The organism is Streptomyces sp. NPDC026659, from assembly GCF_040638245.1.
Taxonomy (GTDB): domain Bacteria; phylum Actinomycetota; class Actinomycetes; order Streptomycetales; family Streptomycetaceae; genus Streptomyces.
The window spans coordinates 197899-224453 of sequence record NZ_JBEZXY010000013.1; the positions used below are offsets into that span (position 1 = coordinate 197899).

Here is a 26555-nt window from a genome sequence, read left to right on the forward strand (position 1 = left end):
CCACTCCCACGGAACCACCACCCCTATGCCTGACCAGCGAAAACGTCGCCCTCAGGTTCGGAACGACAACAGCTACTACACGGTTGGTCACTGAACTCCCGGGCGATCCCGCCCGTCTTCACCTCCATTACAGCCATGGACATCCCGCGGTGCCTTACGACTACGAGGACACCCTGGAACCCTGGCATGTCGCGGTCACTTATGGGATAGCGGGCGACGAGGAGTGGGAAGCCGAAGAAGGGGACGGGGGCGGTCACGCCCCGGCGGCGGACTCCAAGATCGGGCACCTCATCCTGTGGAGGCTGCGTGACTGCACCGGCGACAACCGGTGGGAGGCGGCGGACGCCGAGTCCGGCGATCTTGAGGTCATTGTCTCCGCCGTCCTTGGCCGTTCCGGACGCACCGGCTACAGCGCCGTGTTCGAGAAAGGGTCACGCATCCCGTTGGTGATCTGTTGATCCTCGACCGCGTCAGCCTCGACAAGGCGTGGAGGGGTTTCGGGCTGGGCCCGGCTCTGGCTGCCGAGGCGATCCGCCGCCTGTCCGGGGGCTGTTGCGCGGTAGCGGTGTTTCCCGGCATGGGCGAGTATCCCGAGGACCGTGAGCAAGTCACCGAGACCTATCGGCTCCAGGCGAAGAAGGAGATCGCCGCACTGTGGGAGAGCATCGGCTTCCAGCCGTTCCGCCGCGGGGTGTGGCTCCTGGACACCGCCCTGCGCCAGCCGGAGGAGCTCATGCAGGCCCGCCGCGCTGAACTGCGCGCGCTCGGCAGGCCTTCCAACTGCCCCCATCCGCCTGAGAGCGGCCTGCCGGACGCCACGGCTGCCGCGGAAGGGGCACCGGAGTGAGTCGGCGAGGCCCGCGTATGTTCTGGTCTCAACTTCAGGCGCCACATCGCGGATGACACGAACACCGAAGAAAGAGAGGGAAGTGGGGAGCCATGGGGGAGAGCGAGCCGGTGGGCGAGGACATTCAGGATGCGCTGGACTGGGCGCGGCAGCGCCTTGAGGAGATGGGCGTCTTCACGGCGCAGGACGGACTGCGGTGGGCGGCGGCTCATGGGCTCGTCCTGTCCGTGTGGCGCAACGGTCCGATCGAGGACGCGCACGCCTCCCGGCCGACCAGCCGTCGCAAGGCATTGCGTGACGGGACGATGTTCGCCCGCAACACTTGGCTCACCCGGCAGGCCTTCGACGTCCTGGGCTCCGACGACCAGTTCCGTCTCTACGAGCTGGAGGACCTGGTCCTGGACCGGGACATGGTCTGGCCGGGATGCGAGAGGACCCTGACGGAGTTCGGCTGGGGATTCCTCGGGGAGATCAAGAAGCAGGTGAAACAGCGCATCGACATGTTCAGGCACTTCGAGAAGATCCTGCCGGCGGACGACTTCCTCGTCTTCGCTGGCGCTCCCCGGATCGGGACCCACGACGATCACTACGGTATGCCGAAATGGCCTGCCTGCGTGGACGCGGCGATACGCCGACTGCGCGGCGAGGACGAGGAGTTCTGGGACGCCCGGGGCGACTTGATGACTCGTATCGGTTCCGCTCCCGCTCCCGTCACCGCGGACCTTGAGGCGACCCGGAAACTGCTGCTGGAGTCCCCGTGGGAACTGGGCGCCGGAACCCTGGACTGGTTCGCCTGGAACCCGATCCTGAGATCACCGCGCCCGACACTCTAAGCCTAGGCGGGAAACAGCGGCTATGCCCACGCAGTGGGCGCCGCCGTCCGTGGTGCACCCGCCCGCCGTGGCCTGGTGTGGACTGCCCGGTGGGACGGAGAAGAGGAGCGGCACCTGGGGGTGTGGCCTGGGTGAACCGCTGTGGTCAGTGGGAGTTGTCGGCTGTTCCCGGTCGCAGCAATTCCGACATGCGGTTGAGTGCTTCGGCGGTCCGGGCCTCCTGTTCCTCTTTCGGCAGTCTGACGAAGGCCAGCTCGGATGTGCACCGTTCACGCAGGTCGTCCCGGTCGAACCAGCGAAGAGGGTGACGGGGGTCGCCGGGGTCGTAGACGCCTTGTCCGTACGCCTCCATGAGTGTCAGGTCATACCGCCGGTGGCCGTGACTTTCGTCCGGCGGGAGGAGGCCGCCCACCATGCGGTTCATCCAGTCCTCCCGGATCGCGTGCTCGTCATCGGGTTCGTCGGCATCGGGGTCGTAGCCGAACACGTCATCCGCGTTCCGAAGTCCGGGGAACATGTCAAGGACGTCGCCGATCTGAGGCGGGTCGGTGTTCTGGATGACGATCCACAGGGCGTACTCGTCGGCCAGGCACTGAGGACGCGGGATACGCCCTTTCCCCAGTTCGCTGCCGATCCGCATGATGCGCTCACCCATGCGCACCAGCCAGTGGTTGTTGACCTGGGTGAGAGCCAGTTCAGGCAGCTCGCGCAGGAGGCCGACGTCCCGGATTGTCGCCTCGCCTTTCAGGTAGGCGGCGAACTCGTAGTTGAACGAGGTGTCCAGGTGCAGCTTGCCGTCCCGGGTGGGGGCGAAATCGGAGAAGTCGACGGTGTTGGCCAGGGCCATGGCGTCTGCCGGGGTGAGCGGCTCACCGGTGAAAGACCTGTTGAACAACTGCACGACATCGCTGACCGACTGGTCGATCTCGACGCGATCTTCGGCCTCTGGAGTGGCCTCGGCATCAGTCAGTTGCCTCAGCGCCGTGACGCTGAGCTTCAGCGCCCGGGCGAATCCTTGCAGGTTGTCCGCCCGGAACCCGTCCAGCGCGCTGGCACTGTCTGCGCTGTTCTCGAAGCGCCGCCAGGTCGCCAGAGATACGTCAGCGCGCCGAGCAGTCTCCTGCTGTGTGAGGTTCAGCTGGGCACGGCGCCGCTTCACCGCGTTGTTCGGCGATTCCTTGGCCATGCTCGCCCCTTCGCGTGTCCGACAGGTAATCTCCATTGAGATTAGCACTCATTGGGTGCTCATTTGATGTTGGGTGTGAGTTGGTTGTGGTGCAGGACAGGGACGGGACGGCCGACCGGAACACCGGGCCGGCACGGAATCTCGGGCAGGGCTGGACCTGAATCTCAGCGCGCGCGGGACGGGAGAGGGGGATGCCGCTGTCTGGCGCTCTCCCGAGGACGCCGCGGACACGATGCGGTGCGCAGGGAGAAAGGGAATCTCGGCACGTGCCAATCCGAACCAGGCAGGCCACGTGCCGGCTATCTGACGAGAAGAACTGCCGACGTCCGGTGGTCGGCAACCCGGTGGGGAAAACCTGCGTGTGCTCTTCAGCCTCCATGCGCTGCGGACAGGGCTGTTACCTCGGCCTCCGCATGACGCTCAGCTGGGCAGACCGGCAGATTGCGGGGCTGGATGTCCGACCCCTGGTGCAGGATGAAGGCACTGCGCTCCACGCCCTTGCGGAGGGGTGCCAGGGCCGGGGGTCTGCTGCGTCAATAGGGGGCGTTCGTGTTCCAGCGTCATCTTCACCGTCACGATGACGTCAATCTGATGATGTCCGCGCTGGGGAACGATCCTCAGTGCCTGCCGGTCCTGATCGCATGGGGTTCGGCACTACGGCGGGACATGGCTTCGGCGTTGCGGGAGGTCATCGCGACCGGAGCGTGGCAGAACGACGTCTGTGTCCGCCGCGCTGCGGCCCACTGGCGTGAGGAACCCCGCTTCCACGTCTTCCTCGACCACGGGCTCGAAAAGCGCCGAAACCGCGGCCCCAAATATGAGCACCTGAACACCGCGCTGCTGACGTTCCCCGAGACCCGCGCCGCCCTGTACCGGGTGAGCGCGGCGGAATGCCCGCAGCACTGCCGCACCAAGACCGGCACCTTTGCCGAGGACCGGCACGTGGATGACTACCGCGAGGCGCTGTTCGGCTGGTACGCCGCCATCCAGCACGCGCACGCCTGTGTCGTGAGGGCGGCGCACTGGTTCGCGGAGACGCAACCGCCCGACTCCCGCCGGCCTGAGGCCTTCATCGACTGGATGACCGGAAACCGGCGCCGACACAGCAGCAATACCGTCCAGGAGACGGAGCTGGCTGCCCGGGGCGCCTTGCGGGAAATCATCCTGATGATGCAGGCCTGGAGCCCGCATACCTTCGAAGCCATCGACGTGGCCTTCCAGAGGGCGGAGGGAGAGCGCGCATCCCACGCCTGGGGCGGCGGCTTCGAGCCCGCCGGCCGGCCCGAGGTCCAGGCCGCCGCGGAGGCACTCGCGAGCGTCCTGGGCCCGCAGGAACGCCAGCAGGTCCGGGCGGTCATCGACGAGATCGAGACCGACGACGAGTTCCGTGACATGGACCTCGCGAAGGACAGCACGCTGCCCTGCACCAGCGACCGGCACCACACCTACGGCGCCGACCCCGGTGAGCGCGAGGACTGCGCCAAGGCCCGAGGCCGCGTATACGAGGAAGCCTCTCAGCCCTGGAGTGAGGGCGTCGACCACGCGGCCGGTGCCGCTCGGCTAGCCCGGTTCCTCCTCGGACCCCGTGACGACCGAATCCAGACCGCTCTTGCCGCTGCCCGGGCATCTGTCGCCCGGCAGACCACTGAGAGGGCGCCGCAGGTCTGGCACGACAATGCCGAACTCCTCCGGGAAGCCCGCGAAGCCGCAGGACTCGACCTCCACGCCGCCGCCGGCCACCTCGGCATCAAGCCCGCCACACTCCAGCGCTTCGAGCAGGCCACCGGCAAGCTCCCCGGACGCCCCGTCTCCCTCAACTACCTCCAACTCCTCACCCTGACCTACAGTCAGGCGACTCGCACCCCTCCCGCCTGTATCCCGCAGGCCATCTCCCAGCCGGTGATCTCACTGCCGACCACCCTGTAGGACGCACCCGCCGCACGCCCCTGCCGCCACTCCACCACTATGTGAGGAATCCGCATTGTTCGAAGAGATACATCACCGGCTCTGCGGGCGCCCCACCAAGTCCGGCGCTCCCTGCCGTGCGCAGTTCTCAGGTCCGGGCTTCGCCTGCAAACTGCACACCACCGACCACGAAAAAGCCCTCGTGGAGGCCTATGAGCAGGGCCTTCAGGCCGGCCGGGCGCAGGAAAGGGAGTGGAGACAGCGGGCCGAGACCGCGCAGGTCGAACACCTTGAGCACCAGGTATGGACCCTGCGGGAAGAACTCGACGCCAAGAACCGCCGCTTCGAAGTCGACGGCCACCAGACCGTCACCGTCGACGGCTACGGATACCGCTGGGACGGCCCCGGCACGCTCGAGGTCGGCGACCGTGTGCTCCTGCCCGAGAACTACGTCAGCGCCCTGCGCCACGGCCCGGGCCCCTTCCCCGGGACTGTGACCGAACTGGGCACCACCTACACCGGGACCCTCAGCACGATCATCTCCCGGACCCCTGCCACCCCGCGGCAGACCGGCTGACACCACACGCCCACGCCAACCGGTACCCGACGACCAGCGGAGGTTTTCCGTGAAACGCGAGCGCGCCACCACGCTCCTGAACGACATGCTCGACCGGCTGGAGGAAGGAGGCTGGCCGCTGGACCTCGTCGACGAGATCCTCGTCTTCGGCTCCTACGCACGCGGCGCACTGAACCCCTCAGACGTCGACCTGGTCGTGGAGCACCGCACCGACGACCGCCTCACCTCCGAGTTCCTCCACGCCCTGTCCTACGGCCGCGACCCCTCCGCCTCGATGAAACGCGCCCTGAAAGGCAACAGCCGCGGCCTACAGATCCACTTCCGCGAACGCAAGACCCTCGAAGCGGAAGGTTTCGAACTGACCTTGCTGTGGACCCGCGGCGAACCCGTCGACACCGCCCGCACCCGGCTCGCCGCCATCACCCCCGACCCCGAGGCAGGCCGTGCCCCACGCGACCACATGATCGAAGACTTCGACGGCATCGACCGCTGGGTCCCGCGCCCGGTCCGCATCGATCTCACCGACCTCGTCGACCGCAAGGCGGCCACCATCCGCCAACTCCAGCTCCCCAACGCCGAACCCGCCCATCCCGCAGCCCTCGCAGCCCTCACCCGCTGGAGCGACACTAGCCCGCTACGCCGCGCAGCAGCAGCCGTCCTCGCTCATCTCGAAGCCGCCTCCCGCCCCCTCGACTCCGTCTACCTGCACGGGGAACCGGTCATCGGCAGCCGTTACAGCGACACCGCATGGCAGACCGGCATCGGATTCGGCTGGAGCCACTACCGCCGTATCCCCCGCCACCTGCAGGAGGGCACTGACTGGTTCGAGGTCGTCCGCCCCACACGGACCCAGCCCCTGCACACTCTCCACATCACCGTCCAGGACCGCTCCGCTCTGCCCCGCCGATGACGCAACACCCACACCCGGGTGAGCTGCAGGGCCGCGCGCAGGACGTGGACCGGGGTGTGTCAGGGTGATGGGGAAGGAGGTGGTGTCGGGTGAGTACGCTGCGGGTGGACGTGTTCGCATTCGACATGCCGTGTCAGCAGTGCTCGATGCCCTTGTGGTGGGTGTTCGGGCTACTGCCTTCGCACCGGCCGGACGGCAGCGAGTTCAGCACGACCGACTTTCCCGAAGCCGTCGATGTGGCACGCCGGATCCTGGCCGACCCCACCGGCGACACCATGGACCTGGCCGCGCAACTGCACGACCGCCCCGCCTGGCAGCGGGGGCGCAGCTTTAACCCGAACACGTGTGGCCGCTGCGGGCACCAAACGGACTGGCACGTCCTCGACGACGTCATTCACCGTGCCCTCCGCGGGCGATGGGTCCGCGCAGCAGAAGGCAGGGTCGCGGTGCCGCAGTGGCGCGCGATCCGCGGTCGCGGGCAGAGAATCTTCTGGACACCGTGAACCACCCCGGCCCGAATGCTGAGCGGCCGAATGCAACGGCCCCCGTTCACCGGCTGCCGCATGAGACGGGGCATCTCGCCAGCAGACGGTCCCGGCCGGTCCGGTGACGCCGGGCGGAGGCCGTGCAGCTTCCCGGGAGTCCGGCCTTCCCCATGAGCCGGATAGATCTGTTCGGCGGTGAAGACGGCACCCTGTCTGCTTTCGTGGTGTCTTCAAGTGCTTCGCGCATGGGGAGGCCGTCGTGAGCAGTACTCGCACATCCCGATCCGCCACCCGTAAGTCCACCCTCCACCGACTCAAACCTCCCGAGGGCACTACCCCGGAATTGCACAAGTTCGTCCGCGAGAGATACCTCGACAGTGAGGATTACCAGGCCAGGGAGTTCACCCGCCAGGGGATGGAAGGCCTGCTGATCACCGGAGGCGTTCCCCGAGGGCGCGCCGACTGGTGCAGCGCGGTGGAATCCATCACCGGACTGGAAGTCAACGAACGCAGCCGGGCCGCGGCGGGACTCATCCTCATACGCACCGGCGGTGGCACCTACGCGCTGAGTTACGGGGTAGGGCAGCACATGCTGGATCCCTACTTCCGTGACGACGAGTTCGGACTGGAGTTCGCAACCCGCTGCCTCAACGACGACGGGGTCATCAAAATCCGCAACCAGATCATGGACGGCAGAGGCCGCGTCGACGAGTACTCGGTGTCACGGGGCGAGCGGATCGACGACTTCGGCCTGGACCGCTTTGGTGCCGTCGTCCGCCGCATCTGCGGCACCGTCAGCGGACTGTCACTGACCTCCCTGGAGACCGGCAGGACACGACAGATCCGCGTTGAGTGCTCACAGGCCACCATTAAGAAGAGCTAACAGAATGCTCTTGTGAGGGCATGTCCCCTTCCTCGGCGGCTCGTTGAATGAAGCATGGGGAAGGGACCGCCGTGGGTGGTGTCGGACGACCTCTGGGGGCGGATCGAGCCGCTGCTTCCGCTCAGGCAGCGCCGGTCGCATAATCCCGGACGGCTGCCGCTGGATGACCGCAGGTGCCTGCAGGGCATCCTGTTCGTGCTGCACACCGGGATCCAGTGGGAGTGGCTGCCGCAGGAGCTTGGTTTCGGCTCCGGGATGACCTGCTGGCGGCGGTTGCGGGACTGGCACGAGGCCGGCGTGCGGGACCGGCTGCACCAGGTGCTGCTGACCGAGCTGCACCGTGCCGGGAAGCTGGACTGGTCCCGGGCGGTGATCGACGGCTCGCACCACCAAGCCCGTCGGGGCGGCCCAAAACGGGGCCGAGCCCGGTCGACCGCGCCCGACCGGGCTCCAAGCACCACGTGATCACCGATGGCCTGGGCACCCCGCTGGCCATCACACTGACCGGCGGCAACCGGCATGACGTCACCCAGCTCCTGCCGCTGCTGGACGCGGTCCCGCGCATCCGTGGGGCAACCGGCCGCCCGCGCCACCGCCCCCAGCAGCTGTTCGCCGACCGCGGCTACGACTACGACAAGTACCGGCGTCTGCTGTGGAAGCGCGGCATCAAGCCGGTCATCGCCCGCCGTGGTGTGCCGCACGGCTCCGGGCTGGGCACGGTGAGGTGGGTGGTCGAGCGCACGAACGCCTGGATCCACAGCTTCCGGCGGCTACGGATCCGGTGGGACATCCGCGACGACATCCACGAAGCGTTCCTGAAACTGGCCTGCTGCGTGATCACCTACCGACGCGTCCAGGCTTTGTGTTAGCTCCTCTAAGCTCCCCCTGGCCACCGCCGTGGAACAGTTCCTGAGCGACCTCCAGACGATCGAAGACGTCTGCTCGAAGCCCGATCCGCTGCCGCAACTGCGTTTTGTCAGCAGGGTCCACACCCTCGACAACCGCAGCCACAAGGCCGTGGAGGCCCAGGCGGTCCTGGAAACGCACCTCACGGACCCGGACAGCCCCCGCCTGACCATCGGGATCCCCGACTCATGCCAGGAAAGCTATAGCTCGGCCCAGGCGTTCCGCGCCAGACGAGACGCCCGCACGATCGAGACAAGCGACCTCGAACTGAACCACCTGCTGCAGCTCGTACAGGACAAGCCCGAAGGAGAACGACTCAAGGCTCTCGGCGACGTACGGGTCACCATGTTCAGCGACGACGACTACCAGACACCGGCAGGCGTCACCACCAACGGAAAAGAGTGGCTCATCGCCGACATCACGATGGGCACCGACCGTCTCTTCTACGGCAACGGCAAATGGTTCTAGGTAGGGGCCGGCTTCCTCGAGACCCTGGAGGAAGAACTCGCCGCCCTGTTCTCCCAGCCGCAGACAATAACCCTGCCGCCGTGGCCCAAGGGTCCGCCCAACTCCAAGGGCCACGACTCTCACGACGAGGACTGGTTCAACCACCAGGCAGCGAAGCCCGACGGGTATCTCCTATTCGACAAAAAGGACATCGTCACGGAGAAATTCAGAGGAGGGGGACTGGAGATCTGCGACGTCCTCGGCCCCGAGAACCAGCTGATCTGCATCAAGAAGGCACCCGCCAGCACAGCCCCCTCAACCACCTCTTCGCCCAGGGCGTGGTCGCCGTCGAGACGCTGCGCAGCGACTCGACGTACGGACTAAATTCCTGGAACAGGTGGCCGCGCACACGCCGGACCATCGCCTGCTCCACGACTTCGGCACACTCCGGGTGGTCTTCGGGATCCTCTTGAAGGACGGCCAGGACATCCGCGTCGACTCACTGTTCGCCTTCGCCCAGGTCTCGCTGCTCCAAGCGGTCAGACGGCGTGAGGTCGCACCGTTGTTGCGCCGTTGATCCTGCGGTGCCGCAGATGGCTTGCGACGGGTTCTGGACCCTGCTTGGGCCGTTTGACCTGCGGTCCTGCAGGTTGGGTGAGCCTGCCGCAGTTGTGGTGAGAACGCCTATTGCGGCGTGCTGGGGGAGCGCTCCGGAAGGTGATCATGGACGCAGTTCAGGGAATGCCTCCTCCCAGACGTCCTTGATGGCTCTGCTGATGAGCTTGTGGAGCACTGGCCACAGCTCACGCAGGATGTTCCAGTTGAGGAAGCGGCACAGGTCGTCACGCATGCCTTCGGCGAGCACTGTTCTGTACAGGCTCATGCGCTGGCGCGGCAGGTCGAGATCGAGGGTGCGCAGTCCGGACCACGCGATGTGCAGCGGCAGGTCCACCCTCCCGTGCTCGGGTCCGACCGACTCGTTCAGGCTGGCGGGTAGTCGTCGTCGACACCTCGCTCGCAGCAACGCTGCGATGGAGTTGGGGTCGTCGTGCACAGGGTTCATCTTCCTTGGCGCGTCGGCTCTGGGTTTGCACAAGTGGGTGCGCCGGGCCTGCGTACTGCTGCTCCGCCGGCTGGGGGTGGTAGCCGGTGCGCGTGGCTCGTTGGCGGGGGAGGGCTACACACTCTACGAAGCCGCCCTTGCTGTAACTCCCCACGTGAGAGGGGTTGGTGCTCCGGTTGGGATGCGGTCGCACCCGTAGAGTGTCCTCTCAGCACAGCAGGCCAAGGGGAGAGGGCGGGGGCGGGTGGGGCAGCAGTACGTGCTCGGGGTGCACGGGATCGGGCAGGGCAAGACATCGCAGCGGGAGCTGACCAAGAGCTGGCGCGATGCCCTCGATCGCGGTGTGAAACTGCTCCACGGCGGCGCAACGCCCACGGCGGCGAGCATGCTGGCCCCGGTGCTGAAGGTGCCGCACTGGTCGGCCCTCCTGGCCGATGACGAGGGCGGGCTGAGCACGAGGGAGGCGTTCCCTGACGACGCGACACCGTTCACCGCGGACGAGGAGGCGTTCATCGTCCAGGCACTGGACGACCTGCTCACCCGGCAGGAACGCGCCTACGCCGCGCAGGTCGACCCCACGACCCTCGGACTGCCCAAGGTGCCGCCGAGCATCACCCGGCGTGCGATCGCCTACGACCGGCGCAAGCCCGGCGGCCGGGCCAGCAAACTCATTCTGTCCCTGCGCGAGGTCCACACCTACCTGGCCGAACCGGACCTGGCCAGCCTGGTCCGCAAACACATCCTGGAGAGCGCCGACGCGCACACCACGGTCCTGATCGGCCACTCCCTGGGCAGCGTGATCGCCTACGACCTTCTCCGCCACGAGGAGATCGCCGCGCGCGGCACGGCGGGTGGTGCCGTGCACACCTTCGTCACCTGCGGTTCGCCCCTGGCCATCCCCACTGTCCAGCGGGGCATGGGCATCACCGACGGGCGACTGACGCAGATCGCGCCCCGCCTGCGGTGGATCAACGTGTTCGACCCGGACGATGCCGTCACCGGCGCCGCTGGCCTGGCCCTGACGACGGACCAGGTCAGGGACGTCGAGGTCGACAACGGCCGCCTTGACCCGCATGCCGCCGTCAAGTACCTGCGGTACCCTCCCCGTCGCCCGCGCCGTCACCGACACCTGGTCATGACCGACGAGCACGCTTTCGCCACCTCCGAGCGCCGCCTCCTTGTGATCGCCGTCAGCGACTACGACGACGGCACCCCGGCCAAACGCAGGGCCTTCCGCGACGGGATCGACGCCCAGGTCGCCGTCGTCGAAGACTGGTGGAACAGCCCTCACCTGGACGACCAGCGCCGCTTCGAACCTTCCCACCCGCCCAAACCCCTGCAAAGCGTCCATGATCTGAGAACGTTCCTCATCGACGAGAACCTCATCGACGCATCCGACGACGAAGCCCTCGTCATCTACCTCACCGGCCACGGCCTGGCCCCTGCGGGACCACAGCACTTCCTCCGTCTGCCCGACACCCACACCGACCGGCCCCTGGCCACCGCGTTCCCCACAGCCGAACTCATCGCGGCAGCCCTCGACTCTCCGGCCGAGCACGTGCTGGTCATGGTCGACTCATGCTTCTCCGGCCGCCTCGCCGAAGAACTCGACCGCACCCTGAAGCCCCTGCACCCCGACCGGCACGCCCTGAGCTCGCTGGTCGTCCTGGCCGCAGGCAACGAAGACAGCACACCCCGCCTGCGCGCCTTCACCGCCGCCCTGGCGGCCGTCCACGCGCACTGCGCCGACGAAGCCAACGGATACGCCCGCTCTCACCTGAGCTGGGAAGACTTTCACACCATCCTGGACACGGTGTGGGATCCGGCGCAGATGGCCGACCTTCACGTCCTGTGGCCGCCTCGCAGCGCTAGCCGTCGCCTCGCCGCCCGTGAGCTGAGCCCCTGCCTGCCCAACCCCGGCCATACCGACACCACCCTGCTGGAAGATGCCCGCAGCCAACTCGGATGGACACGGCCCGACATCGATGACTACTGGATCACCAGGGCCAGCGGCCAGATGTCCGGTGATGCAGGCTGGTACTTCACCGACCGCACCGCACTCGTCACCCGCATGAACGCCTTTCTCGCCGGCAGCGACAGCACGCTCATCGTCACCGGGCAAGCCGGCACCGGCAAAAGCGCGCTGCTCGCCCGCCTGGTCACCCTCAGCGACCCGCGCTTTTGCGACAACCCCGCCTACCGCCCCTACCTGGAGGCGATCCCAGAAGAACTGCGGGTGCCCATCGGCGCCATCGACGCCGCGGTGCTGGCCCGCAACACCGACCCGCTGGAACTGTCCGCCGCGCTCTATCGGGCACTCACCGGCCAGCCCGTGCCGGCCGGCACGGACACCTCTGAGCTGCTGCGCGGCCATGCCCGCACCACCCTGGCCCGCACCGGCCGGCCGCTCACCGTGGTCGTCGACGGCATCGACGAAGCGAGAACCCCGCGTCGCATCATCACCGACGTCCTGGGCCCCCTCGCCGCCCTGCACAGCGACGGCCAAAACGCGGTCCGGCTCATCCTCGGCATCCGCAGCTCACCACCCCCCTCCCGCCACACTCTCCCGGTCAGGGACACACACGCCGAACGGGGCCTCCTCGACTTGCTCCGCCAGGCCACCCACGCAGCCGCCCCGCTGCGCACCGACGACGACAGTGCCCAAGAGGACATCGCCGTTTACACCGCAGCCCTGCTGCACGCCGAACCCGCCACGGGATCCCGGCTGGCCCACCGCAGTGACCAGCCCATTGCCGAGGTCGCCGCCGCCATCGCACAGGAGGTCACTCCTTCCTTCCTGGACGCTCGGCTGGCCGCCTAACAACTGCATGTCCGCACCTTCCTGCCCGCGCCGTCCGACTTCCGATGGCGCCGCCAACTACGCGAGGGAACCAAGGAACTGCTGCGACAGGACCTCGCGGACGTCGCCCGGCACACCCGCACCAGGCCCGAGGACCTCCTGGCTGTCCTGCGCGCCACGGCATTCGCGCTGGGCGCCGGACTGCCCTGGGCGACCGTGTCGCCGGCCGCCGTCCGCGGCCTCGAACCCGGCTGCGACACCCCGGAAGCGACCATCCGGCTGGTGCGCAACAGCCGCCTCACCGGATATCTGACGACCGCCGTCGAATACGGCCGAGCCGTCTACCGGCCTATCCACGAACGCGTCAGCGAAACCCTGCGCACCGCCCCCCACACCCTGCTCATCGAGCAGATCCTGCCCGGTTTCGACGGCACCCCCGACACCGGCAGTGTGCAGGTACACGCCCATCTGACCCAGGCTTTTGCTCGTCTCCTTGAGGCCGCACCCCAGCAGCCCCCGCACCCCTACCTACGCCGTCACCTGATCGCCCACGCCGAGGCGGGCGGTGTCCTCGACGACGCGCACATCCCCGCCTCGTTCCTGCCCTTCGAAACTCACGGCCGCATCCGCGGTGCCCTGGGACTGCCCGTCACCGCTCAGGCCGGCACCCGGCGCCTGGCCGCCTGGTCCCGCATTGAGCCGTTCCTGGCCGACGCCCCACCCGCCGCCCGGGCCGACAGCCTGGCACTGGCCGAACACGCCGGCACCGGCCAACCCCTGCCGCGCCCCGACACCCTGCCCCGGCCGCCATCACTGGGACCCCGCTGGAACCGCCTCCACCTGCCCAACAACATCCTCGCGGGCACCCAAAGCGGCATCTGCCAGCTCGTCACCTTCCGAAGTGCAGACCAATCGACCATCGTGGCCGCCGGCCACGTCGACGGCTCCGTCACCATGTGGGACGCCCGCACCGGAGTCCCCTTCGGAGCACCCTTCAGCAACCTCGGACCCTATGCCCGCGCCATGACCGTTCTGAGCGCAGGCCGGAGGGAAACCGCCCCGCTCCTTGTGGTGGGCAGCGATGCCGGCCTGTGGCGGTGCGACCCGGATACCGGACACATCTGGAATATGCTCGACGGCCGCATCAGAGCCCTCACCTTGTTCACCAGCCCGCACCGGGGCACCTTGCTGGCCGTTGCGACGTCGCAGGGCGTGCTCACGATGGACCCCTACAACGGAGCCATAGTGAGCGAACGCCCTCGCACGCTTGACCGCCGTCCCGCCACCGTCCACGCCCTGGAGACCATCACCCTGCCCGACGGCCAGACGCTGCTGGCCATCGGAGAAGACGGCTCACACATCCCGCTACTGGACGCGCACACCCTTGAGAGCGCCGGCCAACTGCCCGGCATGGGCATGGGCACCTCGGCGCTGCAGGCATTCACCGACCGGCACGGCCAACCTCGTCTGGCGATCGCCTCCCGCTCCGGCAAAGGCGTGCGGATCTTCGACCCCGTCACCAGACGACCCCAGCCACACGCCCCCATCCGCCGGTCAGTAGCCTCGACGGCCCAATTCCCCGACCCCGTCTACGGCGCGTTGCTGGTACTCGGCAGCGGTGTCGACGGAAGCATCACCCTGGTCGACCCCGCCGACGGAGAACAGCTCTACACTCTGCCCGCCGAACACACCAAGGCCATCCGCGGTCTGGCCGTCCTGCGGGTGGGCAGGGAACCACTCGTCGTGTCCGGTTCCATGGACGGAACCATCCGGCTCTGGGATCCCGCCCGCGACGACACCCACGACAACCCGAGAGCCGACCAGCACGCAGACCATGTCACCCTCCTCCCGCGACAAGCCGGCCCGCCCCGCCTCATCAGCGGCTACGACGCGAACACCGTCATAGAGATCTCTCCCACAACCGGGCAGACGACGTCCTACCCGCACGATGGCCCCGACCTTCCCGGCCACCACATCACCGCCCTGGCCGCCCCGGAGAACGCCTCCCGCCACCGTCCCACGCCCCTTGCCGTCGGCTACAGCGACGGAAGCCTTCGCATCCTCACCGAAGAAGGCGACCACCATGCCCTGCAGACACCGTTCGACCGCACCCGTCGCAGCCATGCCCGCACCCTGCTCTTCCTGCCGACCGTGCCGTCCCAACCCCCTGTCCTGGCCGCAGGGTTCAGCAACTCCTGTCTCGTCTACTACACCCTCGACGATGAGTACGCCCCATACAGGGACACACTGCACACCGACGGCACCATCCGCGCTCTGGCCGCAGCACCCGCTGGCGAATCACCCCTGCTGGCGGTGGCCACCCGCACCGTCCGCCTGCTGCACCCCGGCCAACCGGCCCATGCCCGCTTGCCCCAGCGCATCGGAAGCCCGCACAGCCTGGCCTTCATCACCCTCCCCGACGCACCAGCCCCGTTCCTTGCGACCGGCGGCGCCGACGGCGTCATCAGGCTGTGGAACCCCACCACACCGCGCAGGGAAGCTCTGCCTGTTCTGCAAGGCCACCGAGGGAAAGTGACCGCCCTGACCGTCCTGCACCACCCGGCCCACTTCCAGCCCCTGCTGATCAGCGCCAGCACGGACGACACCACCATCCGGGCCTGGGACTGCCAGACCGGCGAAGAGATATTGCGACTGATCACCGCAGCACCCGTCACTTCACTCGCCGTGCTCCCGCCCGACACTCATGGTCAGGACGGCCAGGACGGCCGGCCAACCATCGTCTTCGGCAGCCCGTGAGGGCTCGCCGCATCGACCGTCCACCTGTGAACCGGGGCTTCGCCCGCCTGGTCCGCTTAAAGGTTGTGACACCGAACATGAAGAGGCTCAGCTGCTGGGCATTGTCGGCTCTGTCGGCGGTGGGTCGCGATCCGCGGCTCCACACGGCAGCTTCTCAGTGGTGGCCAACGAGCTCCGTCACCGGCGATGTCAGTGCATCCCTCTACGCTCTGGACCTGTGACGACAGCATCTTTGTCCGGAGTGGTCTACCCCTGGGCGCGGCAGACTGTATCGCTGGGAGATTGGGCACCCGGCCGAGACCGGAGCAGCGCGCCTGCAGCGGAAGGGGACCACGGCCGGCGGCTGGAGGAGCTACGGGACGTGCCGGTGCTCGCCCTGTTCGGAGAGCGGGGCGCGGGCAAGTCAGTGGCGCTTGTGCAGGAGTACCAGACTCTGGAGGCCGCGGGTGCCAAGGCGCGGTGGGTGAACCTGGGGCGGCACCAGACAGAGTCCCAGGCCGTGACAGCTCTGGCTGCCACGTCCGCTGCCCGGCTGGCGGGGGAGTGGTGGGTATTCCTGGACAGCGTCGACGAGGGCTTGAACGTCCTGCCTGCCCTGGGCGGTCTGATTGCCGACTGGATCGACTCGCTCACCGTGGACCAGCGAAGCAATTTGAGGCTGCGGTTCAGCTGCCGCACGGGGCGCTGGCCCGACGTCCTGCAGGACACCCTCACGAGGCACTGGCAATCGCCGCTTCAGGTACGGCACATGACCCTGGCCCCGCTCAGCGACCACGATGTTGCCGTCGCCGCTGAAGACTACGGTCTGGACGCTGATGCCTTCAGCACCCTGTTGCACGAGCGGGGCCTGACGCAGCTGTCCAGGACGCCCGTCACCCTCCTGCAACTGCTCGAATACCACCGCGTCAAAGGGACCCTGCCAGCCACTGCGGTAGACGCCTACCAGCAGGCCTGCGTGCTCTTGTGTTCCGAGACCCGGCGCCCGGCCGACATACGTGAACTGCGGGCTCAGCCCACGGGGCAGCGTCTTCTGCCAGTCGCCGCCCGCGTCGCGGCCGCGATGCAGTTCGGTACACACAACGTGCTGAGCGATGCCTCCCCACAGCCCTCCGGTTGCAGGGAGATCACCCTGGCCGAACTGGAAGGCGGACTTGAGCCCGGCCTGCTGGACGGCCAGGTCCCATGCACGACCGACGAACTGCGCCAGCTGACCGAGTCCCATCTGCTCGACCCTGTCGGCCTGCTGCGGTGGACCTTCACACACCGTAGCTACCAAGAATTCCTGGCCGCCCACTACCTGCACGCCCACCAGGTCGACCCACGCGCCCAGGCCGGCCTGTTGTGGGTCGGAGACGGCGCAGCGCGGCACATCTACCCGGCCCACCGCGAAGTGGCCGCCTGGCGCAGCGGCACCGACAGCACCCTCTTCGAAGACCTCCTGCGCGATGACCCGCTGGTGCTCCTCCTGGCCGATCTGCCCGCACGGCCGGCCGCCGACCGGGCCCGAGTCGTCGAAGCCATCTTCAGCCTGGCACAAAGAGACGACACCATCGACATCGACCACACCACGCTGCACCGTCTCGAACACCCCGGACTGCCACAGCAACTCCTGTCCCGCCTGCGACCAGACGCGGACAAGCTGATCGTGTACACGGCGCTACGCGTGGCCCGAAGCTGCCCCGATCCAGAGCTGAACGATGCCTTGCTGCAGGTCACCGAGACCACCAGCCTGTCCGAGGAGCTACGCGCCCTTGCCCTGCGCGCCATCGCCGACTTCCGACCTGAAGACGTCCAGACAGTGGACCGGATCAGGCAACGGGCGGCCGATGACCCCTCACCGGAAGTCGTCGCTGCCGCCCTCTCCCGACTGTGGCCCAGCCATCTGTCCCTGCGAGAACTGCTCGACCTCCTTCGCGATCCGGCCGCCGACTACTACGGCCATGCGTGGGTGCTGCGCTCGGACATCCCCGCCCAACTGACTGCAGCCCAGACCACCCAGGCTCTGCTGTGGGCCCGCGACACGCTTCAGCAGCCGCTGCCCGGGCGCAGCATCGTCCTGGCCACCAGTCTGATCAGCCGCGCGGTCACCCTGGCCGGCACCGACGGACTTCCTGGACTGCCCTATCCCGAGACCCTCATCAGCGAGACCCTCATCGCGCTGGCCAACCACCGAGATCTGCTGTACAGCGTTGAAGGCCGGACCGAACACGAGGCCATGGGCGACGCCCTGCGAGCCCAGCACAGCCTGCGCCGCGCCCTGACACTCCATCTGCTCAGCCACCTCGGCGAGAAGGACTTCCTCCGCGTCTGGAGCGCGGTGCCGCATGGCTGCCTGACCACGTACGACGACGCGTTCTACTGGATGGAGCATTGGGAACAACTCGCTGACGTGCCACCCGCACTAGCCCGGCTGCTCGTGTCCATCACCCCGCCGACCGACCCCGAGCTGCAAACCCGGGTTGAAGCAGCCTCCCGCGCCCATCCCACCCTCCGACAGATCACCGAAAGATGGGCCCCCGCCCCAGAACCCCGACAAGACGCCGACACCACTCCCGACGAGACTCGTGTTTACAACGAGACACGGCTGCGCGAAGGACTTGCCGCCGTCCACACCGCCAGCCCCGAGACCATCCGCCGCGCCTGGGGCACCGTCATCGACCAGATCAGATGCACCCGCGACGGAACCGAGCCTCCTCGCCTGTGGGAGGTCCCGCTGCTCCTGTGGGCGCACCACGCCCCGTCCCGTCCAGGTCAGGGCAGCGACCTCGATGCGGAGCTGAGGACTGCCGCCCGGCAGGTGCTGACCACCGCGCCGCCCCTGCCAGCGCACCTGCTGGCCTACGGCGGGCGCGCCAATCCGCGCCTGATGCTGGAGCTCAGCGCTTTCGCCGTATTGAGCACCCCGGACGAACTCCCCTCGGCGACGCCTGCTCACTGGGCCGGCTGGGCTCTCGCCCTGGCCACCACGAACGCTTTCACATCCCCTGGCGAAGCCGTCCGGGATGCCTTCCTGCCCTACTGCGCTGAACAAGCTGGCCCCGCGCTGATCACCCTGCTTGACAAGGTGCTCCGCGACCCCCACACGGACGCCGACACCACACACGACCTGGCCCGCCGCCTCAGCGTCCACACACAGCCGGACGCCGTCGACGCTCTCACCGTCTGGGCCGACCACCCCGACCGCGTCCCCGGACACTGGCAGGGCGTCACCAGCGCCCTGGCCTTCACCGGTCACCCCAGCGCTCCCGCCCGCCTGCAGGCGGCCCTCGACCTTGACCCCTCGCGCCCGGCCACGACACCCGAAACCCTGACCCGATGGCTCATGGCAGCGCAGATCCTGCTGCATTGTCCGGCACTGCCGAAACTGTGGCCGCTCGTGCACAAACGCCTGAACAACGAGGTGCTCGCCCGCGCCTACATCGACCAACTCGGCCAGCGCCTCGTCCACCACTACACCCAGCCGCACCAGTTGGCTGGCCTGTCCGAGGAAGCCCTCGCCGAGCTGTACCTCGTGCTCGCCCGACATGTGACAGCGGAAACCCTGGACCCGCCCTTGCGCTCCGGCTGGATCGGCGAGGACCACTGCGGCGAGCTGATCCGATCCATTCCGCCGCTCCTCCAGGCAAAGAACACGCCACAAGCCGCCCACCAGCTGCGCCGTCTGGCCTCTCAGACAGGGCTGTGGCGTCTACGCCACCTCGCCCGGCAGACCGCAATCGCAGCCGCGCAGTCCCTGCATGCCCCGGTATCACCCCCTCAGCTCAGAGCACTTGCCGAGCACTCACACCAACGCCGCTGGGTCACTGACGAAGGACACCTCCTGACGCTCGTGCTGGAGGCTCTCGGCCGCTTCCAACACGCCCTGCATCGTCCCAACGGCCTGAGCATCGCCCTGTGGAACCGCTCGGAGTCCTCCGCAGCCCAAGCCGAGTGGTGGCCCTGTTGGGAGGAAGATCTCAGCGACATCCTTGCCGCGTTCCTCCTGCAGGACATCGGCGGCTACCGCGTCGTCGTCAATCGTGAAGTCCAGCTCGACCGCCCGGGTCTGGCCGGCCGCCGCACCGACATCCAGATCGAGGTCCCAGCCCCGCCAGACAGTGGGCATGACCCGGTCAGACTGGTGATCGAGTGCAAAGGCTGCTGGAACAGCACACTGCCCACAGCCTTGGAACACCAACTCGTCGGCCGTTACCTGAACACCCCGCGTACGGCAGGCGTCCTGCTGACCGGCTACTTTGACTGCGACCGCTGGACGGCTACCAAGCGGCGATCCTGCCCCGCAACTCATCACACGCTCACCTCCGTTGACCAGCACCAGCAGCAACAGGCCCGAACACAGCGAGCTCTCAAGGGTGTACCCGTCGCAGCCTTCACCCTCGACTGCACCCTGCCTTCGCCGCCATCTGAAAGCCGGCAGGCGTGAAACGCGGCGACGAGCCGGGCGGCCATAGAGCCGATCAGATGCCCACGATGACCAACGGATGTTGCAGGCCACGGCATCTTGGCGATCTTGTCGCCCTGGTTGGGAAGGTCATACGCGGCGCGTGCGCCAGCGCGCCGATCCGTGCCCCGCAGGAGATGGACAAGAGCGCACGATGAGGGCATGCACGATCAGCTGCGGCAAGAGCATCTGACCACTCATTCAGCCGGTTGAACAGCCGGATGAGCTCCCTTTCTGCGTCACCGACCGGTCGGTCCTTCTCCTGCTCCAGGGCATGGGTGAACTGCCAACGATCTGTCGTGCTTTGCGGCACCGAGGTGCGCTGGAGCATGCAGGGGGATCGCTGCTCTACGCGGACCGCCTGGGTTTCTGCGCCCTGTGGGACGGCCGCAACAGGTTCATGGAGTTGCGGTACCTTGTTCATTCCCTCGCCGTAGATCGGACAGGTTGATCCGCTTCAGAACCGGCCGAAGCACTGCACGCTCCCCATGACGCTCCTGCCATCGTCTCTCGAGGTCCTTGTCCTCCAGCTCTATGTAGCTGACTCCGGCGCCGGACTCGGGCAGTATCCGGAAGGCGTCTACGCCACCGTTGTCGGCGATGAAGTCCTCCGCCAGCTCGAGGAATGTCGGGGCCGCGCGGTCGATGTGCAGCTCGGCCGCGGACCGGATCGGCGTTCCTGTGACGGAGCAGAGCAGAGGCTGTCCGGAGCTGAGCGCCGCGTTCCGTGAGATTGCCACCTGATCGGCAACCGCGTGCCGCAGGGCGGCAAGCACCTGGGTGCGCTGGCTGAACGGCGTCAGGCAGGCGTTCCACGAGAAGTCAGCCACTTCGCCGTCGAGCCGCACGAGGCCGATCCCGACGCTTCTGCGGCCGTGGTCGGTGTGGGCGATGACGCGGAAGTGGGCTATGCCAGCCCCGCGCTTGAGGTCGTATTCGGGGTGGCGTTCGAGGAGGTCGCGGCAGAAGGCATCGTCGTCGGGCTCGGTGATGTCACCACCTCTGCCGTACCGCTGGACGATGCTGCGGCAGATGTTCCGGACGGCTTCCGTGGTGGGGTAGCGGGTCGCACCGATCGTGATTCCTCGGGGCACGGGTATCTCCGTTCGACGCAGGTAACCGGGCATGCGTATGGCAAGGCCGTAGACACCGTAGTTTCCGGTCACCTCTTCGGAACCCCAAACCTCTGTTCCCGGTGCTTTGGCAAGGTGTCAGTGCGTCCTGCCATGCTGCTCACCAGCCCAAAGCCAGTCCGGCCGAGGCCGTCTGGCAGACGGAGTGAACAGCATGCCTGAGGAAAGGGACGACGGGGTGGCAGCGAAGGCGACCGAGGAACAGGCGGCAGCACGGGACAGCTTCGCTGCTGGTCATGATCTTGCCTTGGTGGCAGGCGCCGGTACGGGAAAGACATCGACACTGGTGATGATGGGCGCTGCAACCCCCCGCCGCGGCATGTACATCGCCTTCAACAGGCCCATCGCGCAGGAGGCCAAGGCCCGCTTCGGCGGCAACGTACACTGCAGCACCTCCCACGGGCTGGCCTACCGCGCGCTCGGGAGCCGCTTCAAAGCCCGCTTGGACGCCTCACAGCACATGCCCCTGTGGCGCACCGCGCAGCTCCTCGGCATCGATCGCGACCTCGCCATCGGCGGTCGCCGGCTCAAGGCGACGACGCTGGCTCACCAGGTGATGGAGATGGTCAAGCACTTCTGTTACTCCACCGACGAACAGGTCGCAGCGCGTCATCTGGGCACCGTCAACGGCCTCGACGACCACGGCCAGCAGTACCTTGCACGAGTCCTGTTGCCCAAGGCCCGGTGGGCATGGGACAACATCTGCTCACAGAACGGCACACTCCCGTTCAAGCACGACCACTACCTCAAGATGTGGGCGCTCACCCGGCCCCGGCTGCGCGCCGACTACGTCCTGCTGGACGAGGCACAGGACACGAACCCGGTCCTCGAGGAGATCTTCCTCGCACAGGACGTCCAGCGTGTCTGCGTCGGCGACCCCTCCCAGCAGATCTACGAATGGCGTCACGCCAAGGACATCATGAGCGGGTTTCCTGGCATGCAGATGGAACTCACCCAGTCCTTCCGGTTCGGGCCGGCCATCGCGGAGGTGGCCAACCACTGGCTCCGCGCGGCCACCTCGACGATGCAGCTCACCGGCCACGCCGCCGAACCGTCCACACTGACCGAGGTGGAGATCCCCGACGCGGTGTTGTGCCGAGGCAACGCCGACGCCCTCGCCGAGGTCCTGCGCTTCCTGGACCAAGGCGTGCCCGTCGCCCTGGTCGGCGGAGGGAAACCCCTGCTGAACATCGCGAAGGCAGCGATCGACCTGCAGGCCGGCCGCCGCACTTCACACCACGACCTCGCGCTCTTCTCCTCCTGGGGCGAAGTGCAGGAGTACGCCGAACAGGACTCCGCCGCCGCCGACCTCAAAGCCATCGTGGAATTCGTGGACACCTACGGCCTCCAGCAGATCATCCGCACAGTCCAACGCATGAGCCACGAAACACAGGCACGCGTCGTCGTATCCACGGTGCACAAGGCCAAGGGCCGGGAGTGGAACCGCGTACGGATCGGAGCAGGCTTCACTCCGCCCGAGGACGACTCCCCTCGCAACGTGCACCCAGCCGCCGCCCGACTCATCTACGTAGCCGTCACCCGGGCCCGCACCCAACTCGACATCACCGGCATCAAACGGCTCCAGACCCACGCCACCGCCGCGACAGCAGACGCCACCCCGAAGGCATCGCACTGGCCCGGCTTCCGCTTACCGGACAGCTGAAGTACCCACGCTCCCCGATGTCCACGTTCCTGGCCCGCCACCTTCCCCACCCCGAACGCATCATCGCCTCCTACCTCCAGCACATCCGCGGTCTACCGCACCCCGTCCAGCCGCTGAACGAACGCCGCCCCGACTACGCCGCTCTCGGCCACACCATCGACTACCGGCTGCGCCTGAGCCTCGGCTCCGACCCGGGGCCCGCCGCGATCGCTGGCGTCGAACTGATCGGCAGCGACCTTCCCATCGACGGAGCACCTGCCCGCGCAGTGCGCACCAATCTCCACATGATCGGAACCAGCGTTCTGGGCCGCCTCCATGCGCACCTGACAGATCCTTCCCGACAACTCGACGACCACGAATTGACCAGGCTGTGCTTTGGCACAGGCTTTTTCGAAGCCGTCTACCGAAACGGCTCCTTCTCCCGCAAGCGCAACCTCCTCGCCCAGGTAGACGAGCACACCACCGTCACAGGCGTGACCAGTGCCGTGCCGAGCTCAGTCCTTGACGACATCGACGAGCAGATGAAGCTCGCAGAAGAGCCCTTCGCCCCCCTGCGGAGCCTGCCGGCCCAGCAGCGCGTATGCGGGCCGATCTTCTCCGGAAGCGCCGACGTGAAGGCCGACGCAGATTTCATCACCAATGGGTACCTCATCGAATGCAAAGCCCTCACCCGCCCCCACCGCGTAGGACGAGAAGAGGTACAGCAGCTCGCTGGTTACCTCCTCCTCGACTACGACGACCGCTACGACATCCGCGAAGTCGGCTTCTACCTCGCCCGCCAAGGCGCCCTGATCCGCTGGACGGTTCCGGACTTCCTCACGACGCTTGGCGCCCGCATCCCGCTTCCACAGTTGCGTACGGCACTACGCGCACACCTGCGGGGCAGCCACCCCGCGCAGCAGGCCAAGTCCTAGGGGCGGCATACGTCTTGTCTGATCCCGAAGACGAGGACGTCTGCTCCGCTTCGGACGGAGCCCTTACTGCCGTCCGCTGGATCAGCCGCTGCACTGACGTGATCTCTCGGGCGACCCCATCGGGGCGGCCGACGATCGACGGCCGCATGACTGGAGCTAAAGGAGGCATTCAGCCGGAGTAGTTGCGCAGTATGCCGATGACTGCGCGGATCTGCTCCACGGCTCTCTGTTCATGCAGATGCTCAAGCAACTGCCGCCAGCCCGGCCCCAGTGCGTGTACCCGGGCAGGAATCTGTGCCGGATGTGCGCCAACGGTGGTGGGGCCGTCAGCCATGCTCCCATCTTTGAGCGCAGCGCGCTCGTGCAGGCTCCCGTCCGTACAGGGCGCCGGTGCTCGCCCGGCACGAGGGCGAGCCCGGGACATTGACCCCCGATTCATACGATGGCGCAGACGTTGGGCCTCGGGATGTCAGTGGGGTGCTGGACACTGGTCATGCGTGACTGCGGCAGTGAGACCAGGGGGGACCGACGTGAGTGACGATGCCGTCCAGCTTGAGCGGCGTATCCGCTTCGCTTTGAGCATCCTCGGAGAGAGCAACAGCCATCACGAGTTCGAGGCCCTGTGCCTGGGCCTGGCCCGCCGGAGGATCACGAGCAATCTGCTCCCGGCGACCGGCCCCGTCAGCAGCGGCGGGGACCAGGGCCGGGACGCTGAGAGCCACTGGACGAACATTCCCCGGGAACTGCCCGGCACGTCCCTGTACGCGTCGCTGGCCTCCACCCACCGGGTGGTGATGGCCTGCACCATCCAGGCCACCGGCGTCCCGGGCAAGATCCGAAGGGACCTCGCCTCGATCTGCGAGCAGGGCGCGCCCGTTGACCGCGTCATCTACTTCACGGTGACGGCTGTGCCCGCCAGGAAACGGCACGACCTGATCGAAGAAGCCACCCGGACACACCAGGTCGACCTGGAGATCTGGGACGCTGCCGCCCTCGCCCTCCACCTCGCCGACTACGACCTGTTCTACCTCGCCGCCCAGTACCTCCACCTGCCCTCCGACCTCGCTCCGCCGCGCCCGGACGGAGCTGGTGAACTGCCCGACTGGTATGTCGATGCCCGCCGGCGATGGCAGGCGAACAACGATCCGGACGGCACCCTGGGCGATCTAGTGGACCTGCGGGCTCCGCTGCGCCAGGCCACCTTCCATGAGGAGGCCCGAGCCGACTTGCCGGAGTGGATCGGCCACGCACGGATTCTGCTGGCCGCTGCAGCGGGGGAGCACACCAACCTGCGGGCCCGCTACGAGATCGTCGTGGCGACCCTGCGCGGCCTCGGCGACATGCGTCCGACGGACCAACTGGCCCGCGACTTCTTCGGCACGGTCACCAGCGACGACGCCCTCACCGACCTGGGAATCCTCGAGGACGCCGTCATACTCCTCCAGTACGCGTTCGGGGCGTTGGCACGCGGCCTCACCGCGCTGACCACCGACGACCTGTGCGACTGCCAGCGCCTCCTGGCAGACAAAATCGACCGCCTGCTAGACGCCGCTCCGCCCGCCAACGCCATGGCCCACCTGCTGGCCATGCGGGCCCGCCTGGCCCTGCACGCCGACATGACCGCCGACCTTGAAACCGTGCCCGAATACCTGCCCACCGTCGCGGAGATCACCGCAGCCGTTGTCGCAGCAGTAAAGGCCGGCGAGCCGATACCTGCCCTGCAGTCGGAGCCGCCGCTCACGGACCTCGACACCGGAATGAACACGCTGCTCCGGCTGGGCCGCCACCTGGACAACGCGCCACTCTTCCCCATCGAGCACACCGCCGACCTCTTCGACTACCTCACCCCCGTACTGGTGGACCATCCGCTCTACCGAGAGGTCCGTGATCTGCTCGACAAGGCCACTGACCGGGCAACCGGCCAGACCGCACGAGGTAAACGCGCCCAGTCCCGCGGCCTGGCCCTGATCAAGAACGGCCGCCTCCCGCAAGCACTCCAGGAGATCCACGATGCCAAGGCCAACTGGCTGCGCGGCGACACCCTCGAGGGCGGCCTGATCATGCTGCTGCTGTGCGCGCGCCTCTACAGCGAACTCGGCCTGCCCATCGCCGCCAAGCAGTACGCGCTCGCAGCAGCCGACGCCGCGAAGACCGCACCCGCCCCCGAGCTCAATCGCTACGTCCCCCGCAGCATCATCCTCGCCGCCCAGTACGACCGCCAGGCAGGAAATTGGATCTCCGCCACCCGTCTGTTCTGCATCGGCCTCATGGCGCAGAACGTCTACTGCGACGAGCCGTACAACCACGAACGCTACCCGTACGTCTGGGAGATGATGGCCGACCAGGCGCTCACCCTGCGCATCGCCGACGCGGTGCGGCCGGGCTTCGTCTCCCTGCTCCGCACGATCACCGCTTCCGTGGGCATCGACACCCTCATCGACGGCCTTCTCGCTCCGACCGCCGACGACCCCAGAGCAACCGAGGAGACATACACCGAGCAGGCCGATGCCCAAGGGACAGGACGGCCCTTCAGCGACGCCGGCCCCACACGCCACTACGCCTGGCACGCGCTCGGCGTCGACTGGGAGATCACCTGCCCGAACGAACACCTCTCGGTGCTGGCCGCAGAACGCTACACCGCAGCACTCCAGGTATTCCTCGGCGAATTCGCCACACAGGACCCGCTGTTCCTGCCCGGACGCGTCAGCGTCGACATCCGCGCAGACGGTGCCCTGCCGCACAACCAGCCCGCCGTCTGCGAGCAGAGCGCCGAGCGGGACACCAACCGATGGAGGCTGCGCCTGC

At 67.6% G+C, this 26555-nt stretch carries 19 protein-coding genes and 2 pseudogenes; 17 read left to right on the plus strand and 4 right to left on the minus strand.

What is annotated here, in order from left to right:
• Positions 1–149 precede the first annotated feature (149 nt).
• From AB0E91_RS28595 to AB0E91_RS28605, 3 genes are all read left to right on the plus strand, one after another.
• Positions 150–458: a hypothetical protein gene (locus tag AB0E91_RS28595; RefSeq protein ID WP_361787765.1), complete on the plus strand. Its 309-nt coding sequence runs from the start codon at positions 150–152 to the stop codon at positions 456–458.
• Positions 455–847 carry a hypothetical protein gene (locus AB0E91_RS28600; RefSeq protein WP_361787767.1) on the plus strand — a complete coding sequence of 131 codons (393 nt, stop codon included), beginning with the start codon at positions 455–457 and terminating at the stop codon, positions 845–847. Before AB0E91_RS28595 ends, AB0E91_RS28600 begins: the two co-directional genes overlap by 4 nt.
• Before the next feature lie 92 nt (positions 848–939).
• A complete protein-coding gene (locus tag AB0E91_RS28605; protein ID WP_361787769.1) occupies positions 940–1680 on the plus strand; it encodes a hypothetical protein in 741 nt (246 codons plus the stop codon).
• Between the two features lie 145 nt (positions 1681–1825).
• On the opposite strand, the gene AB0E91_RS28610 is transcribed toward AB0E91_RS28605, so the two are convergent.
• Complete coding sequence (locus AB0E91_RS28610) at positions 1826–2866, minus strand: helix-turn-helix transcriptional regulator (protein WP_361787771.1); 1041 nt, start codon at positions 2864–2866, stop codon at positions 1826–1828.
• Positions 2867–3415: 549 nt separating this feature from the next.
• Here AB0E91_RS28610 and AB0E91_RS28615 point away from each other — a divergent pair.
• The 8 genes and pseudogenes from AB0E91_RS28615 to AB0E91_RS28650 form a co-directional block, all read left to right on the plus strand.
• Complete coding sequence (locus AB0E91_RS28615) at positions 3416–4792, plus strand: helix-turn-helix transcriptional regulator (protein ID WP_361787773.1); 1377 nt, start codon at positions 3416–3418, stop codon at positions 4790–4792.
• A 55-nt stretch (positions 4793–4847) separates the two neighbouring features.
• Positions 4848–5348, plus strand: coding sequence for a hypothetical protein (locus AB0E91_RS28620; RefSeq protein ID WP_361787775.1), 501 nt, complete (start codon positions 4848–4850; stop codon positions 5346–5348).
• Between the two features lie 49 nt (positions 5349–5397).
• Complete coding sequence (locus AB0E91_RS28625) at positions 5398–6258, plus strand: nucleotidyltransferase domain-containing protein (RefSeq protein WP_361787777.1); 861 nt, start codon at positions 5398–5400, stop codon at positions 6256–6258.
• Positions 6259–6347: 89 nt separating this feature from the next.
• Positions 6348–6761 (plus strand): hypothetical protein, encoded by a 414-nt coding sequence (locus tag AB0E91_RS28630; RefSeq protein WP_361787779.1) that lies wholly within the window; start codon positions 6348–6350, stop codon positions 6759–6761.
• A gap of 241 nt (positions 6762–7002) precedes the next feature.
• A complete protein-coding gene (locus AB0E91_RS28635) occupies positions 7003–7626 on the plus strand; it encodes a DUF6119 family protein (RefSeq protein WP_361787781.1) in 624 nt (207 codons plus the stop codon).
• 54 nt (positions 7627–7680) lie between these two features.
• Positions 7681–8495 (plus strand): IS5 family transposase gene (locus tag AB0E91_RS28640; RefSeq protein ID WP_361787783.1). Its coding sequence is split into 2 segments (ribosomal slippage): positions 7681–8038 and positions 8038–8495, totalling 816 coding nucleotides; the frame shifts between segments, so codons are not numbered across the junction.
• A gap of 16 nt (positions 8496–8511) precedes the next feature.
• Positions 8512–9363, plus strand: a pseudogene (locus tag AB0E91_RS28645) (DUF6119 family protein).
• Positions 9362–9556 (plus strand): annotated as a pseudogene (locus AB0E91_RS28650) (hypothetical protein); the annotation flags it as partial. The pseudogenes AB0E91_RS28645 and AB0E91_RS28650, both read left to right, overlap by 2 nt.
• 144 nt (positions 9557–9700) lie before the next feature.
• Here AB0E91_RS28650 and AB0E91_RS28655 read toward each other — a convergent pair.
• Complete coding sequence (locus AB0E91_RS28655; protein ID WP_361787785.1) at positions 9701–10042, minus strand: hypothetical protein; 342 nt, start codon at positions 10040–10042, stop codon at positions 9701–9703.
• Between the two features lie 244 nt (positions 10043–10286).
• On the opposite strand from AB0E91_RS28655, the gene AB0E91_RS28660 reads away from it, so the two are divergent.
• From AB0E91_RS28660 to AB0E91_RS28670, 3 genes are all read left to right on the plus strand, one after another.
• On the plus strand, positions 10287–12863 hold the full coding sequence (locus AB0E91_RS28660; RefSeq protein ID WP_361787787.1) for an ATP-binding protein: 2577 nt from the start codon (positions 10287–10289) through the stop codon (positions 12861–12863).
• 195 nt (positions 12864–13058) lie between these two features.
• The gene (locus AB0E91_RS28665) at positions 13059–15599 is read left to right on the plus strand and encodes a WD40 repeat domain-containing protein (RefSeq protein ID WP_361787789.1); all 2541 of its coding nucleotides are present in this window, start codon (positions 13059–13061) and stop codon (positions 15597–15599) included.
• A gap of 361 nt (positions 15600–15960) precedes the next feature.
• Positions 15961–20022 (plus strand): HEAT repeat domain-containing protein, encoded by a 4062-nt coding sequence (locus AB0E91_RS28670; RefSeq protein ID WP_361787791.1) that lies wholly within the window; start codon positions 15961–15963, stop codon positions 20020–20022.
• 416 nt (positions 20023–20438) lie between these two features.
• Here AB0E91_RS28670 and AB0E91_RS28675 read toward each other — a convergent pair whose 3' ends face one another.
• Positions 20439–21206, minus strand: a complete 768-nt coding sequence (locus AB0E91_RS28675; protein ID WP_361787793.1) for a DCL family protein — start codon at positions 21204–21206, stop codon at positions 20439–20441.
• 145 nt (positions 21207–21351) lie between these two features.
• On the opposite strand from AB0E91_RS28675, the gene AB0E91_RS28680 reads away from it, so the two are divergent.
• A complete protein-coding gene (locus AB0E91_RS28680; RefSeq protein ID WP_361787795.1) occupies positions 21352–22836 on the plus strand; it encodes a UvrD-helicase domain-containing protein in 1485 nt (494 codons plus the stop codon).
• Between the two features lie 17 nt (positions 22837–22853).
• On the plus strand, positions 22854–23750 hold the full coding sequence (locus tag AB0E91_RS28685) for a hypothetical protein (RefSeq protein WP_361787797.1): 897 nt from the start codon (positions 22854–22856) through the stop codon (positions 23748–23750).
• 169 nt (positions 23751–23919) lie between these two features.
• On the opposite strand, the gene AB0E91_RS28690 is transcribed toward AB0E91_RS28685, so the two are convergent.
• Positions 23920–24084 carry a hypothetical protein gene (locus AB0E91_RS28690; RefSeq protein WP_361787799.1) on the minus strand — a complete coding sequence of 55 codons (165 nt, stop codon included), beginning with the start codon at positions 24082–24084 and terminating at the stop codon, positions 23920–23922.
• 196 nt (positions 24085–24280) lie between these two features.
• Here AB0E91_RS28690 and AB0E91_RS28695 point away from each other — a divergent pair.
• The coding region (locus AB0E91_RS28695; protein ID WP_361787801.1) for a hypothetical protein at positions 24281–26555 on the plus strand (2275 nt) is incomplete at its 3' end.